The organism is Erythrobacter donghaensis, assembly GCF_001557325.1.
Classification (GTDB): domain Bacteria; phylum Pseudomonadota; class Alphaproteobacteria; order Sphingomonadales; family Sphingomonadaceae; genus Erythrobacter; species Erythrobacter donghaensis_B.
Genome location: NZ_LSJS01000272.1, coordinates 24,263 through 38,966, shown reverse-complemented (window position 1 = coordinate 38,966; position 14,704 = coordinate 24,263). Strand labels below are relative to the sequence as shown.

General features: G+C 61.6%; 17 protein-coding genes. 16 read left to right on the top strand and 1 reads right to left on the bottom strand.

The genetic code is table 11. The features are described from left to right. The 9 genes from AX692_RS15800 to AX692_RS15765 form a co-directional block, all read left to right on the top strand. On the top strand, positions 1 to 1,852 hold a 1,852-nt coding region (locus tag AX692_RS15800), incomplete at its 5' end, for a strawberry notch C-terminal domain-containing protein (RefSeq protein WP_196491814.1). A gap of 1 nt (position 1,853) precedes the next feature. Continuing rightward, complete coding sequence (locus AX692_RS15795; protein ID WP_073974535.1) at positions 1,854 to 2,912, top strand: DUF7146 domain-containing protein; 1,059 nt, start codon at positions 1,854 to 1,856, stop codon at positions 2,910 to 2,912. A gap of 305 nt (positions 2,913 to 3,217) precedes the next feature. After that, positions 3,218 to 4,135 carry a DUF2493 domain-containing protein gene (locus AX692_RS15790; protein WP_073974534.1) on the top strand — a complete coding sequence of 306 codons (918 nt, stop codon included), beginning with the start codon at positions 3,218 to 3,220 and terminating at the stop codon, positions 4,133 to 4,135. Positions 4,136 to 4,646: 511 nt separating this feature from the next. Continuing rightward, positions 4,647 to 5,498, top strand: a complete 852-nt coding sequence (locus tag AX692_RS15785) for a hypothetical protein (protein WP_155645037.1) — start codon at positions 4,647 to 4,649, stop codon at positions 5,496 to 5,498. A gap of 50 nt (positions 5,499 to 5,548) precedes the next feature. Further along, a complete protein-coding gene (locus AX692_RS15780; protein ID WP_067406509.1) occupies positions 5,549 to 6,991 on the top strand; it encodes a glycosyltransferase in 1,443 nt (480 codons plus the stop codon). Next, a complete protein-coding gene (locus tag AX692_RS15775) occupies positions 6,988 to 8,361 on the top strand; it encodes a glycosyltransferase family 87 protein (RefSeq protein WP_067406511.1) in 1,374 nt (457 codons plus the stop codon). Before AX692_RS15780 ends, AX692_RS15775 begins: the two co-directional genes overlap by 4 nt. Before the next feature lie 434 nt (positions 8,362 to 8,795). Further along, positions 8,796 to 8,960: a hypothetical protein gene (locus AX692_RS20285; protein WP_196490130.1), complete on the top strand. Its 165-nt coding sequence runs from the start codon at positions 8,796 to 8,798 to the stop codon at positions 8,958 to 8,960. Positions 8,961 to 9,104: 144 nt separating this feature from the next. After that, positions 9,105 to 9,509: a hypothetical protein gene (locus tag AX692_RS15770; RefSeq protein WP_155645038.1), complete on the top strand. Its 405-nt coding sequence runs from the start codon at positions 9,105 to 9,107 to the stop codon at positions 9,507 to 9,509. 611 nt (positions 9,510 to 10,120) lie between these two features. After that, positions 10,121 to 10,441: a DUF736 domain-containing protein gene (locus AX692_RS15765; RefSeq protein ID WP_066479338.1), complete on the top strand. Its 321-nt coding sequence runs from the start codon at positions 10,121 to 10,123 to the stop codon at positions 10,439 to 10,441. A 50-nt stretch (positions 10,442 to 10,491) separates the two neighbouring features. Here AX692_RS15765 and AX692_RS19230 read toward each other — a convergent pair whose 3' ends face one another. Beyond that, the gene (locus AX692_RS19230; RefSeq protein WP_081095390.1) at positions 10,492 to 10,716 is read right to left on the bottom strand and encodes a helix-turn-helix domain-containing protein; all 225 of its coding nucleotides are present in this window, start codon (positions 10,714 to 10,716) and stop codon (positions 10,492 to 10,494) included. 220 nt (positions 10,717 to 10,936) lie between these two features. Between AX692_RS19230 and AX692_RS19225 the strand changes: the two genes are divergently transcribed. The 7 genes from AX692_RS19225 (at position 10,937) to AX692_RS15740 (ending at position 14,701) form a co-directional block, all read left to right on the top strand. Continuing rightward, positions 10,937 to 11,203 (top strand): DNA -binding domain-containing protein, encoded by a 267-nt coding sequence (locus AX692_RS19225; protein WP_081095389.1) that lies wholly within the window; start codon positions 10,937 to 10,939, stop codon positions 11,201 to 11,203. A gap of 157 nt (positions 11,204 to 11,360) precedes the next feature. Further along, entirely contained in the window at positions 11,361 to 11,654 is a 294-nt protein-coding gene (locus tag AX692_RS20580; protein ID WP_230959457.1) for a transcriptional regulator domain-containing protein, read from the top strand. Next, on the top strand, positions 11,632 to 12,135 hold the full coding sequence (locus AX692_RS19220; protein ID WP_081095388.1) for a DUF2285 domain-containing protein: 504 nt from the start codon (positions 11,632 to 11,634) through the stop codon (positions 12,133 to 12,135). The genes AX692_RS20580 and AX692_RS19220 overlap by 23 nt, the downstream gene beginning before the upstream one ends. 130 nt (positions 12,136 to 12,265) lie before the next feature. Next, positions 12,266 to 12,538 carry a helix-turn-helix transcriptional regulator gene (locus AX692_RS19215; protein ID WP_066479195.1) on the top strand — a complete coding sequence of 91 codons (273 nt, stop codon included), beginning with the start codon at positions 12,266 to 12,268 and terminating at the stop codon, positions 12,536 to 12,538. Positions 12,539 to 12,546: 8 nt separating this feature from the next. Continuing rightward, entirely contained in the window at positions 12,547 to 13,440 is an 894-nt protein-coding gene (locus AX692_RS15750) for a replication initiator protein A (protein ID WP_073974529.1), read from the top strand. 212 nt (positions 13,441 to 13,652) lie between these two features. Beyond that, complete coding sequence (locus AX692_RS19810) at positions 13,653 to 14,126, top strand: DUF2840 domain-containing protein (RefSeq protein ID WP_073974528.1); 474 nt, start codon at positions 13,653 to 13,655, stop codon at positions 14,124 to 14,126. Beyond that, on the top strand, positions 14,123 to 14,701 hold the full coding sequence (locus AX692_RS15740) for a S26 family signal peptidase (protein ID WP_066652309.1): 579 nt from the start codon (positions 14,123 to 14,125) through the stop codon (positions 14,699 to 14,701). The genes AX692_RS19810 and AX692_RS15740 overlap by 4 nt, the downstream gene beginning before the upstream one ends. Positions 14,702 to 14,704: the final 3 nt, after the last annotated feature.

Genomic DNA, 14,704 nt, shown 5'->3' with positions numbered 1-14,704 from the left:
ACCTGCGTCTCTCGCCGCCACGCTCGACATAAACTGCGACTGCAAAGAATATGTTCTGGATTACCTCCTCCACAGCTTCCCGACCCAGCTTCATGAGAGCTTCACCGACGGCGACGGCAATCTCGCGTCGAGGCCAGCCTATGACGAGGATGGCAATGCCGTGCAGTGCCGCGAGGCGCTCGAACGACGTAACCGGCTGATCGAGCAATTGGCATCGATGGAACCGGTACAAGGCGCACTCGACCAGGTCGTGCAGCGGTTCGGGACCGGCATGGTGGCCGAGGTGACCGGGCGATCGCGCCGGATCGTCCGCAAGGTCGATGTGAACGGCGACCGGCTCGCTGTTGAGAACCGGCCAGCCCAAGCCAACCTCGCCGAAGCCCAGGCGTTCATGGAGGATCGCAAGCAAATCCTCGTATTCTCCGATGCCGGGGGCACAGGACGCAGCTACCATGCCGATCTGGGCGCGCGGAACCAGCGGCTCCGCCATCACTATCTGCTGGAAGCAGGCTGGAAGGCCGATGCCGCTATCCAAGGCCTGGGCCGCACCAACCGCACCAATCAGGCGCAGCCGCCGCTGTTCCGGCCGGTGGCCACCAATGTCCAGGCCGAGAAACGCTTCCTTTCAACAATCGCGCGGCGGCTCGACACTCTAGGTGCGATCACGCGCGGACAGCGGCAGACCGGTGGTCAGGGGCTGTTCCGCCCCGAAGACAATCTCGAAAGCCCCTATGCCCGCGATGCGCTGCGCCAGCTCTATGTGTTGATCTATGCGGGCAAGGTTGAGCGATGCTCGCTCGCGACCTTCGAAAGCACGACCGGCCTATCGCTGACCGACAGCAGCGGGTGCCTCAAGGACGAACTGCCGCCGATCACGACTTTCCTGAACCGGCTGCTGGCACTCACCATCGACATGCAGAACGTGCTGTTCACGGTGCTCGAGCAGTTGCTTAGCGCCAAGGTCGAGAGCGCAATTGCGGCGGGCAGTTACGATCTCGGGCTGGAAACGCTCACCGCAGACAGCTTCACCGCCACGGGCAGTGAGCCGATCTACGTCCATCCGGCCACGGGCGCAGAGACCCGGTTGCTGACGATTTCAATGAAGGAGCGCAACCAGCCGGTCTCGCTCGAGCGGGCGCTCGAACTGCGGCGTGAACCCGCCGCGCGACTGTTGGTCAATGCCCGCTCGCGGCGCGCTGCAGTCCAGCTGCCCGCTCGCAGCCTCATGCTCGACGATGGCGAGGTTGAACGCCGTGTCCGGCTGATCCGGCCAATGGAGCGGCTGAACTTCGCCCTGACCCACCTTCCCGAGACCAACTGGCAGGAGGTGGACGAGAGGACATTCGCGACCATCTGGCAAGACGAGGTGGTGCAAGTCGATGAATTCACGACAAGCGAACTGCACATCGTTACCGGCCTGCTGCTGCCGATCTGGAAACAGCTTCCCGAGGAATCGACCCGCGTCTACCGGCTCCAGACCGACGATGGCACCCGCATTGTCGGGCGCAGGGTCTCCGCAGCATGGGCAGCGATTGCGATGGCCAAGCCAGAAGCGCCCGTGCTTTCGCCGACACAGGCAATCGCAATGCTGCGTGAAGGGCACGCGGTGCTCGACCTTGCCGATGGGCTGCAACTGCGCCGGTCGCGGCTGATGCAGGTGAACCGGATCGAACTCACCGGGTTTGGTTCGACGGCGGTCGACCGGCTCAAAGCCATGGGGCTGTTTTCCGAGATCATCAGCTGGAAACTGCGTCTGTTCGTGGCTGACGACATGGTGACAGGGTCGGGTGTGCTCGAGCGGCTGTTTGAACGGCACCCTTTGACGCGCATCGCCGACCGGAAGGCGGCCTGACATGGCCAAGCTCTCCACGCGTGCGGCAGAAGTGTCGGAACGGCTTGCGCAGAACGTGCAGGCCGTTTGCCGCCATTTTCTGCCCGCAGGCAGGCGCGAAGGCCGCTACTGGATGGTTGGCGATGTCGCGGGAACACCCGGACGCAGTCTCTACGTTCGGCTTTTCGAAACCGAACGCGGCGTGATCGGCAACTGGGTCGATGCCGCAACCGGCGAGTATGGCGATCTCGTTGATCTCATCCGGCTCAATCAGCGGCATGGGCGTCTGTCCGAAACCATTGAGGAAGCTGAACGCTTCCTCAGCCTGCCACCATCGGCTTCCGACGATCAGCGCTGTGCCGCGTCATTCGCCAAGCCCGCGCGCGCAGGATCCACAACCGCTGCCTTACGCCTGTTTGCCGCCTCGAAACCACTGACCGGATCAATCGCGAGCACCTACCTACGGTCACGTGGCATCACACGCGTATCCGACCTGCCAGCCCTGCGCTTTCATCCGCGATGCTACTACAGACCAAACGAGGACGATGATCCAGCAACTGCGGGCGCTTTCCCCGCGCTGATCGCAGCAGTATCCGACAACGACGGCGTGCAGACCGGCGCCCATCGCACCTGGCTCGATCCATCCGGCAGCGCGAAGGCCAAAGTCGCATCGCCGCGCAGAGCGATGGGCAACATCCTCGGCAACGCCGTAAGGTTCGGATCTGCGGATGATGTCATGATCGCCGGCGAAGGCATCGAAACCATGCTGTCGTTGCGCGAAATTCTGCCAACCATGCCGATGGTCGCCGCAACTTCGTCAGCCCACCTCGCTGCGATCTTGTTCCCGCCGACACTCCGGCGACTCTATGTCGCGGTTGACCGCGATGTGGCAGGCGACGCGGCGTTTGGCACCCTGATCGACCGCACGCAGGCAGCCGGGATCGAACTTGTATCACTCATGCCGGACCTCGCTGACTTCAATGACGACCACCGCCAGCATGGCGTTGCTGCACTGGCGGAACGGGTCCGCCATCATCTCCGAGAGCAGGATCAGATACGCTTTTCCGTCGACATTGGCTGAGCCGATACGGGGTTGGAGGATGGGGCGATGGCGGCGTGCATGGGACTTGAACCAAGACCTGGCCCAGCCCGGCCTCCTTCGAGTGGCGTCCGAGAGACCGGCTGCCGCGAGGCCGCAATGGCAGCCATGCGGCTATTTTCCGGCGGCGCATCCGCGCCTTTCCATCGCGAAGCAAAATAGCCGCCCGCCCGCCATCCTCCGCTGCGCTTCGGTCCATGCGGATGCAGCCTAGCGGCAGCCGGTCAGAGGGACGCCCATGAAGGCCGGGCAAGGTGCCCGGTCCCAAGGCCCCAAGGACCGACGCAATGACCATCACGCCCGATTCAGAACCCGAACACAAAACCTCTGCCACCGCCCATCTCCTCGATGAAATCGCCCTCTACGGCTATCGCCCCTTCTCCGATGAAGCCGATCCGCGACCGCTCCCCGAAGAGCGCATCGCCGCTGGCGCCGTCGCCGACATGTTCGATGCCCTCATCGCCACCATGATCGACACCAGGCTCGAACCCGATCTGGAAGACCTGTGCTGGTCACTCGCCAACCTCTTCCACCGCGCCGAGGGCCGGATCCAGCGCGACCTCGACGACAATGAAGATGCCCAGAAGCGCAGCCAGCGCGAGCAGAATGGCTCCGAAGTCAAGTCAGTCGAACTCGAACGCCTGCTCCGCGAAGGCATTGGTCTGATCGAACGCCGCAACGCCATGGAATTTATGCGCGATGCCGCCGGCGACCAGTTCGAAGCGCATTTCCGCAAAGCCTGGACCCCGCGTACCGGGTCACTCGTCAACCATCGCACTATGACTGCCGCCATGATCGACAGCCGGGATTATCTGGCCGCGAAGCGTCGCTCAGAGACCGAGCCGCTGCTACCGGTGGGTACGCGCATCGCGTTCACGTCCGGTCCTGACTACCAAAACCACACCCGGATCTGGGCTGTCCTCGACAAGGTGCTCGCCAAATATCCAGACATGGTCCTGTTCCACGGAGGCAATCCCACCGGCGGCGAACACATCGCTTCGCTCTGGGCGCGCAATCGCAAGATCACCCATGTCGCGTTCCGGCCAGACTGGAATCGGTTCAAGAAAGCAGCGCCATTTCGTCGTAATGATCAGATGCTGGTAGCACTGCCCAAGGCCGTGGTCGCTTGTCCGGGAAATGGCATCAATGCCAACCTGGTCGACAAGGCGCGCAAGATGGGGATTACTGTTTGGGCGATTGAGTGAGTGCTGTCGGCCCTGATTGCAGCGATCTTATGTGCCTAAACGCCGGCAGCTCGCGACCAGATCTGGTCGTTCCCAATCATAAATGAAAACGTCTTTTTCCGCCAAAAGTCGCCATGCACCTTTCGGGATCGAGACACGACCCAACTGTTGATAGCGAGTGGTGAAAAGCTGGGGATGATGCTCGATACCCCTGACTAACATTGTCTGGAAGCTAACCATCACCGCTTCACGCTCTCCTATTGGCCAACAACGCTCTGGAGGGGACATGGCTCTGATCAGCTCTCAAGTGTGTTCCAGGATTACAGTCCCTTAGCCTGAGGCCGCTGGTATTGCCCTGCGTCACGCCAATTCGCAATCCGCCGATCAATGGCTGCCCAAGGCGCGCAACATTGGGTTGGAATTGGCAAGACGCTTCGGGTGTAACCTTTATCATGCTGGGATCGGACAAGGGGCTTGAACCCTTCAGCAACGGCCCCTTTGTGTCGTGTGTTCAAGAACTTGGAGAACGACCATGCCCTTGCAGTTTAACGCTCCACTTCGGTTGCCTCTTGTTACGGTCAAATCGATTGTTTTTGCCGGTGCATTTGCTCCGGTGTCGGCGGTTGCAGGGCCATGGACGCTGCCGGAAGGCGAGACTTACAACAAGCCTGCGGTCAATTACTTCTCGGGAGATTCGCTCTTCGGCACCGATCAGCCGGAGCTTGAGGAGTTCGAGGATTTCAACTTCACCTTCTACAACGAAACGGGCATCACCGACGACCTGTCGTTCATCGTTTCAGTTCCGATCAAGGAAATCCGTCGCCGCGACCGTAACCAAGCTGGCAACGTGACGACCCAAGAAACCTCAGGGGTGGGCGATATCGATGTCGGCCTGCGCTACAACCTGTCAAAGGGCCCGGTCGTGGTCGCGGTGCAGGGTCTGTTCAAGGCACCTTATGCCTACAGCGATGACGATCCGCTGCCACTCGGCAACGGGCAAGAAGATTTCGAGGGCCGCATTCAGCTGGGCCATTCGCTTGGCAAGGCCGGCTATGTCGTGGCCGAGGCAGGCTATCGTTACCGGGTTGGTGCGCCATCGGACGAATTCCGCTACCTCCTCGAATATGGCGTCGATGTGAACGGTTCGGTCTATCTGCGCACCAAACTTGACGGCCTGCTCAGTATCCGCAACGATACGCCGCGATTGGCTGCCAACGGCAACCCGACGATCCCACTCGCCTTTGATCTCGCCAAGCTTGAGCTGACCGCAGGTTACAAGTTCAACGAGAAACTGGCTGCCGAGTTCACCGCAACCCCCAATCTCTATGGCGACAACACACTAACCGGCACCAATTACCAGCTGGCACTCGTATTCCAGCTGTGATTGCGCACGTCATTGCCGCTGTTGTCCTGCTATCGGGACACTACTTCGTTATGGCCATACTGGGGGCATATGGTGTTCACCGGCTTTATCTGGCGTGGCAGGCATGGCGGTCGCCGGCACAGCCTCGCACGCATCAGCGGTTCGCCGAACTGCCGTTGGTAACGGTCCAATTGCCGGTCTATAACGAACGGCATGTGATCGCCCGGCTGATCGATGCGGCGGTCGCGCTGGACTACCCGGCGGATCGGTTGGAAATCCAGGTTCTCGACGATTCCACCGACGAAACCACTGCGATTGCTGCTGCGCGGATTGCCCATCACCGGGCGCTGGGGGTGGAGATCGTGCATATCCGCCGTCCCGACCGAATCGGCTTCAAGGCCGGTGCGCTTGCCTATGGGTTGGAGCAGGCGCGGGGCGAGTTTGTACTGATCCTCGATGCAGATTTCGTTCCGGCGCCCGATTTACTGCGCGCGCTCATCGATCCGCTTGCCGACCCTGCTGTCGGTATGGTGCAGGCCCGCTGGAGTTATCTCAACCGCCATCGCAACCTGTTGACCCGCGTGCAGGCGGTGCTGCTCGATGCGCATTTCATGATTGAACATCGCCAGCGCGCGGCGCGGGGGCTGTTCTTCAATTTCAACGGCACGGCCGGCATCTGGCGCAAGCAGGCGATCCGCAACGCTGGCGGTTGGCGGGCGGATACGCTGACCGAGGATCTTGACCTTAGTTACCGCGCGCAGCTGGCGGGCTGGCGGTTTGTTTATCTGGGCGAAGTGGAATGCCTTAGCGAATTGCCTGCCGACATGAACGCGTTCAAGAGCCAGCAGCACCGGTGGACCAAGGGATCGATCGAGGTGATGCTGCGCCTCCTTCCCTCGATCTGGCGTGCAAGACTGCCGCTGCCGGTGAAGATCGAGGCGACGCTGCACTTGACCAGCAACTTGGCCTATCTGCTGTTCATCGCCGAATGCTTGATCCTGTTCATCCCCGGCGTGGCTGTACGCGAAGCCTATCACCTCGATGCGCTGCTATGGATCGATGTGCCGTTGTTGATCATTACGAGCCTAAGCAATTTTGCGTTCTTCCTTCTGGGCCAGCGCGCCTTGCATCTGGGCATTGGCAAGCCTGCGCGCCTGCATGAGGTGGTCTTGCTGATGCCGTTGCTTATCGGGCTGGCGTTGAACAATTGCCGCGCCGTGATCGAGGCGCTGCTTGGCATTCGCAGCGGGTTCGTGCGCACGCCGAAGCAGGGCAATGCCGCATCGGACCGTCCGACCTCACTTTATCGGACATCGCGATCGCGGCTTGGCGAACGCATTGAGATTGGGCTAGGGCTTGCCTTTGCCGGATGTGCCGTGTGGCTGGCGGGGCGTCACCATTGGCAGAGTGCGCCCTTTGCGGCACTGTTTGCAATCTGCTTTCTGGCAATCGGGATCGGCAGCGTGCAGGCGCTTAGGCGACGACCAACACAGCGCCAATTGAGCGCGGTATGAAGAGCGGTCTCGCCGCATCGCCGTCCGCTGTGTCCGCCTCAGCAGGCTGGATCACATCGCTCGCCTGCGCCGGGTTTCTGGCGGCAAGTCTCGCGGTGTATGGAATCGCCGCGATTGCACCGGCGCAGACCGGAACGGCCTATATCGTCCTGCATGGGCTGATGACCGCAGCCATGCTGGCAGCTTGGCGCTGGGGAGGAGCGTTGCACCTTCCGTTGATCCTGTTCACCGGCATTGCCGCGCGGATCTTGCTGATCCCGGCACCAATGCTGAGCAGCAATGATGCCGAGCGGTATCTGTGGGATGGTGCGGTTGCACTGACCGGGTTCGATCCCTATTCGGTGGCGCCCGCCGACCAGCTGGTTACTGGTTTGCGCGCAATGTGGGCGACCCCGCCCGAACATGCCGCCTACCCCACGCTTTATCCCCCCGTAGCGCTCAGCCTATTTGGCCTGGCGGCCTTGGCCGGGCCGGTGTGGGGCATCTGGGTGTGGAAGCTGATCGCGAGCCTCGCAGGTATTGCGCTGGTGCCGCTTGCGCTCCGGCTGCTGCGTCGACACCGGCTGGATCGGCATATCGCACTGGTCGCATTGTCGCCGCTGCTCGTGCTTGAAACCGGGGTCGGCGCACATGTCGACAGCATTGTCGCCCTGATCGTGACGGCTGCGCTGCTTGCATTCGACGCGCGGCGACCGGTCTGGGTTGGCGTGCTGCTCGGGCTCGGGATTGGCGTCAAGCTGCTGCCTGGCGCTGTGCTGGCTGCGCTTATCGTGGCAGCGGGATGGCGAGGCGGCGCGCGGATGGCGGGCGCGGCGATTGCTACGGTTGGTGGGGTTTACGGCCTCGCGTTCGCAGGCGGCTGGCGACCGATCGGAAGCCTTCCGGTGTTCTTCGAAAAATGGCGCAATGGATCGCCGCTGTTCACCTTGCTCGAAGCGCACTTGTTAGGCGCAGGATTGCTGGCGATGCTCGGGGCGCTGGCGGTTGTCGCCGGGGTGGCGGTCTTGGTTGTCGCGCGCAAGCGGCCAGTGATCGGGGCGCAGATTGCACTGGCAACGCCGTTGATCCTGAGCCCTGTCGCCTTCCCATGGTACTTGAGCGCGCTGGTGCCCCTATCCGCCGTCGCCCCGAGCGCGACCGTCCTGATCTGGCTGAGCACATCGCCACTGATCTACGAAGTGCGCGACCAGTTTGTCAGCGAAGGGGTGTGGATGCCCGCATTATGGCCGCTGATAGTGATAGGTGCAGGATGGGTCATGGGAGCCGGCATCGACGCGCGGCGCGAACTGTCACGACCTAAGCGGCGCGAGCGGCACGCCGACAAAAGCCTGAGCGAGCTGATCGACACACCGTCTAGCGGCGCGGGCTAGTAGAGAAAGTATCCACGGCTTCGGGATTGATGTGACCCTCCACTGCGACCCAACCTCGGAACGCTCTGGCCTGGTGTTTGCCGCCTTGTTCAGGTCCGGTGGGCTGGTTTTCTTCTCCTTCCGATCGTAATGTCTGCTCATGCCAAAGCCGGTCACTCGGCATGCCAGTTGCAAATGGCCGGAATGTCCCAGATTTAGACATTCAACCCTTGGTGCCGAACTTCGGCTCCTTCGCTGACCACGCAAGCCCCACCCCGCACTCGAAGGCCAATCCGTTGGCCGACCCCAAGCCTCCTTCAATCAACCCGTAAAGGGTCCGCTACGCTGCGCGTGCGGCCACTGCGTCTTCGCCTTCGTGGTGATTGCGGCTTTGCGCCGTCTGTCCGGGGCCTGTCGAGCGGGGATGGTCCCTGCTCCGAGACAGGAGCTCGAACATGTCACTCACCATCGCACAGCGTCACGCCTGGAGCCTCGCCCGCACACTAATGGTCTGCGTGACCCTGTTCCACGCCGGTAACGGTTACGCCGCCGTTCCCTCGGCTGAATTCGATGGCGATGCCGACAGCGTCATCCATGAATATGACCCGTTCAATCCCTGACCGCGTCAGATTGCGTTGCGGCGCATGGCTGGATGCCCATCGGGTATTCCAGCCGATGCGCATTTCTGCTATGGATTCCATGCACATTGCGCTGCGGTGGAGGTGGAGAGCGCGTCCCTTGCCCTTGGTTCCAAGGAGGACGCCATGCTGATCGGCTTTGCCCTGATAATCGTCGCAGTAATCCTGTGCTGCGCGCTTCTATTCCGCCTTTCGATTTACGCCCTTCCGCTGTTCGTCGCGTTTCTTGCGGGTTCGGCGACTTACCGCACCGATAGCGGCATTCTCGCTGCGCTCGCCGCCGCAGCCATATCCGCGATCATTCTGCTTGCTGCAGCCCAATTAACACTGGCGTTCGCTAAGTCCGACCTGACACGTGCTGCGGTCGGCTTCGCCTTTGCCGCGCCCGCAGCCATTGCGGGCTATCACGCAGTCCACGGCATTGCTGCGGCGACCATGCCGCCAAGCGCATGGCAACACGCCTTGTCATTGCTTGGCGCTGCGATAATCGCGGCTGCATCCTGGACTCAATGGAGCCGCGCCCGTCCCTAGCTTTGCCATTTTCGAAGGCCCGCCCGGCAGGTGCCCGGCGGGGCTCGCACGGCCAAATCGGCCAGTACGAGGCAGGCGTTGTGTTCGAGTGGCAGTTTCTGCGTTCCTCTTCTTGGGTCAGCTTGGTCTGGGCGTTTGCGCGGTCGGAGCGAGGCCGAGAATTCGCAGCCGGTTTTGGGCTGGCCTGTGGCGGACCGATTGCACTGATCTCAATCAGGCCCGGATTGGCGCATGGCCGTTGCCGATATCTGAGATTGCGGTGACCACTAGGCAGCACACCGGTGACGACACCTTGCTCATCGCATTTCGGTCTTGGAAGTCCGGGAAGTGCCATTTCTCCCGGTCAAGTGTGACCCGAGCCCACTGCGGCCTCGTCAATGGCCGTGGTTGGCAGGGGATGGCTTCGCCGCTTGATCCCTTGCTGCAACGCCGTCTGCGCCAACTTTCTTCCCCTGGGCGTGCCGCCCATTCCTCGCGAGGCAAGAAAGCCGTCTGGCCGTCGTCCTCCACTGCGTTTCGGCCGTTCCGGTGCAGCGGGCGCAAGCCCCTGCCTTCAACCAGCCATCGAGGCCGCGATGGGCGCGGGTTCGACCAACTTGAAGGAATGCATCATGGCCAACATCGGAACTTTCACCAAGACCGGCAACGAATACAAGGGCGAGATCGTCACCATGTCGGTGCAGCAGAAGAACGTCCGGATCGTCCCCGAAGCCAGCGACAACGAAAATGCGCCGTCGCACCGGGTTTTCGTCGGCCGCGCGGAAATCGGCGCCGCCTGGACCAAGACCTCCAACGAAGGCCGCGAATATCTCTCGGTCAAGCTCGACGATCCCAGTTTCACCGCTCCCATCTTTGCCAACCTCTTCGATGACGAAGACGGCAAGAGCTTCAACCTGATCTGGTCGCGCGCCCGCCGCACCAACGGCGACTGACCGAACAGCCAGCCCCGCCCGGCACCTGCCGGGCGGGGCTTCCGACATTCTCATTCGTCTGCTGACGTCACTCTCACAAGGAGTTCTGAGGCTTCAATACCGAGCGCGACGGAAAGATGCTCAAGCTTGTCGACCGAGGCACTGTAGCGTCCACGCTCAAGGCTGCTGACATAGGTTCGATCGAGATGGGCCCGATGTGCAAGCTCTTCTTGCGACAGGCCAGCAGCCAACCGATAGCGTTTCAGATTCGCAGCCAGGACCTCGCGCAATTTCATTGCACGAACTCACCACCGTTGCAGAGTATTTAACCACGGAGTATACTCTTCACGACTGGGCTTCGGCTGAGTTCAGCAGGCTGGCAACGCGCACGGGTTATCCGCGAAAAGGTACAATTCTCTGCCCGTTGTCGAACAAGCCAAGTTTTCCCCATTTTGGTGGGTCTTGGTGGTAAGAGACTGTGGATGCAGAAACGAGTCGGAACCAAAGGCTCGGACCATGACGATTGCTTCTTTCGAAAACAGCCCGCCCCTCTCGGATATGGTAACGCCGTATGACGAACGCCATTTTGTCACGTATTTACGGCTACTTGACGCCGCCGACGAAGGTGCGGAATGGACTGAAGTAGTGCAGATCGTCTTTGGGATCGATCCTGCCCTGGAACCGGTCCGGGCGCGTCAGGTCCATGAGACCCACCTCGACCGAGCACGCTGGATGACGTCCCACGGCTACCGACATCTGCTCGATAAAAAGCAAAGAGGCTGAATTCTCGGAAACGGATTGGCCCCCTTGCCCTAAACGCTCCGTCAGAATTTCTGCGCCTCCGGGCATAAGCATCCCCAGATTTTGATACTTGCGGCTTACCGTTGGTTAACAAAGACTTGATGCTTGGCCTTTTTGCCTGTGCTTTGCAGGGGTCTTTATGCCCGGTGGTTCGTCATGGCGGTCACCATCGACCGCGGATCAATATCGCGATCACGACTATGCGGACTTCGCGCAGGAATTCCTGCACCGTAATGCCGACTACCGCCGCGATTATGCCGACACCCAAGAGCGCATTGCTCGCTTCCCATCGGTCGAACACCATGAAAAGGAGGGCCTCTCCCGGCGATGGGGCTTGAGCTTTCCCCACCGATCCGCAAGCAAACGCCCGCGAGTGCCCGGCACTTTGGTCGCCCAGCGCATCGCCGGACGTGATCATCGTCGAAACTGCTAAACCGGACCTCCCGCTGATGTGGCTGTCGAGCTGGAAGCCGCTGGCAGAGATATCGACATCAGTCGGCAAACATCTCGTTTATACGAGGGGCAGCTGCAGGCTGCGACTTTGCATTCGATACCGAGCCGCCCTGCCCGTTCCCGCCGTCTCGATACCGTGCGATGAGACCTATGAACTGCGCATCGCAGCTGTCACGCGTATGCATCTGATAACGCGCGCCTCCAGCTCCACATCCCAAGGCGCTCACGTCATCACGCACAATCAACGGCTGCGGTTGAGCCGCTTCCTTGCTATTCACGACGCGCTCGTGGCGGGTGCGTCTTCTCGTGACCTCACCTACGGCCTGATCTTCCCCAACCACCGTCCTCTTGTCGGAGCGACCTGGAAAGCCTCGAGTGAGCGGCGGCAGGTTCTTCGGCTGATCGCCCAAGCGCGTAGCCTCGTGTCCGGCGGATATCGCGATATTCTCTTACACCGCTGACCCAGACATCCGGGGTGACAGATTACGGCACCCGCATTCGGTCACTCCCTGCCCACGCCAATCCTCCGCCAAAGCTCGCGAACCCCAGCGACAGCCCGCTGCCGCTGCCAACCTTCGCCGGAGCCTTGCCATGGATGCCAGACCCACCCCCGTGACTGCACGATTTTTGCGGACGCCTGATGCTGCAGTGCACCTCGGGCTTTCGGCTCGCACACTCGAAAAGCACCGCTGTTTTGGAACGGGGCCGGTCTATCGCAAGCTCGGTGGCCGGATCGTCTATGCCGTGACAGATCTCGACGCATGGGCAGAGCAAGGACTGCGGCGGTCAACCAGCGATCCCGGCAAGGGCATCGTCCACCCAGCCAAGCGTCTTGATGGCTATACTCCGCCGGTCCGGCGCTGAGGCACGCAATGCGACGCCTGTCCGCCTTCCCAGCCAAGCCTGCGCAGCTTGACCTGTTCGTGTCCCAGGGCCGCGATATTGCCGCGCGCGACGCGCAGGACCTGATGGCCTGGCCGTTCTTCAGCCTCGCCAAATCAAAACGGGTCCGTCCGATCGACTTCCGGATGGGCGAGGTTACGATCCTCGTCGAGGCGACAGCCGAACACGGCATGGCGACCATCTGGGACGCGGATGTCCTCATCTGGGTAGCGAGCCAGATCGTCGAAGCGCGCGATGCCGGTCGGCCTACCTCGCGATTGATCGCCGCGACTCCGCACGAGATCCTTGCCTTCACCCGGCGGGGCACAGGCAAAGCCAGCTACGAGCGGCTGAAGGCCGGGCTGGATCGCCTACAATCCACCACCATCGCGACTTCGATCCGCCAGCGTGACGCGCGGCGGCGGCACCGCTTTTCGTGGATCAATGAGTGGAAGGAGCGTCTCGATCATTCGGGTCGCGCGCTCGGGATCGAGATGATCATTCCTGACTGGTTCTACGAAGGCGTGATCAATCAGGCGCTCGTGCTCACCATTGATGCCGATTATTTCGCACTAACCGGTGGTCTGGAGCGCTGGCTTTATCGCCTCGTGCGCAAGCATGGCGGCAAACAGCGCGGAGGCTGGAGCTTCGACTTCCAGCATCTGCACATGAAGTCAGGTGCGCTCTCCCCGCCCAAACGCTTCGCATTCGAGCTGCGCGACATTGTCCGCCGCCAAGCGCTGCCGGGATACACGCTTACCATCGAACATGCGCTCGGCCGCGAACGGTTGAACTTTGTCGCTGTCCGGCCCGATCCGTTCGACGCCGCAATGCGCCGTCTCGGACTGCGCTCTAGCAACCATCACCCTGTGGATATGTCATGATGCAGCACGGACTATCAGGAACCGCCCCGCTCGGACCATCAGGAACCGGAAGTTCGGACTATCGGGAACCGAAACGTCGTCCAAAGCGCCGAAAAACATCAGCAATTTGCGCCCTTAACTATCCTAACAAAGAATCCTTCGGATTCTTGCTAACGGCTGCGAGCCTGTGGACAAAAAGCGGGGCGGACCCCGAAAGGCCTGCCGGTACGAGGATGGGTGATGACCCGCAGCTGACCCATGTGACGCTGGTCTGGCGCGAGGGCCAGCATGAGGACTGGATCAAATTCGGTAACCCCGTTGCCGAACGGATCCGCAGCCGTAGCGAGCGGATCGAAAGCTATATGGCGGGCCAGGTGTTCGCTTTGGTCCGCTGGGCGTCCAACGATTATGGCACCGTCCGTTCAACCTTGGACATCGTACAAGCTGTCGGCCTAGGCGAGCATTGCGCAACCGTGCCGCAGGTCGACCCCGGCGGAGAACTGCTGCTTTCGGTCCATGGCTGGCCCAAGGTCGCGCAAGTCTTCCGCCTTATCGATGCCATCGAAGCGTCAGGCATAGACCCCTGCGGTGTTGCTCCGGAACATTGGCGACACATCCACAACAGGATGGCGGGCCGACTTACACCGCGTGAATACACGCCCGCGCGGCAACAAGCCTGGCTCCAGCGCAAGGCACTTTTGCCATGAAGCGGCGCAGCATGATATTTGCAGCCATCGTCGGTTGCGCAACGCTCTCGACCTTGGCCGTGCCCGTCGCGCGCTTCGCCGTGTGGAATGCGACCGCCTCGGTCCCCACCGGGCTCTACGCCATCCGTGGCAAGGCGAGCCTGCATGTTGGCGAGCGGGTCGCCATTGAACCGCCGCCCGAAATGCGCCGACTGCTCGCAGAGCGGCGTTACCTCCCGACAGGCGTCCCGCTGCTGAAGCGCATCGCGGCTGTACGCGGCCAGCGCGTCTGCCGAGATGCATTGAGCATTTCGATTGACGGCAAATATGTCGGCGCGGCGCGTCCGCGGGACCGTCTGGGGCGCGCACTGCCGACCTGGGCCGGCTGCCATGTGCTGCGCACCGGCGAGCTATTCGTGATGAACCCGGCAGCGCCCGACAGTTTCGATGGGCGCTATTTCGGCGTGCTGCGTCTGACACACGTCATTGGTCGCGCGGCCCCAGTCTGGACCGATGAAGCGGGCAATGGCGACCATGTCTGGTTCGCCGACCCGCGCGCCAACGAGACTTCCCTACCTTCAACCCAAGGAGATTGAACC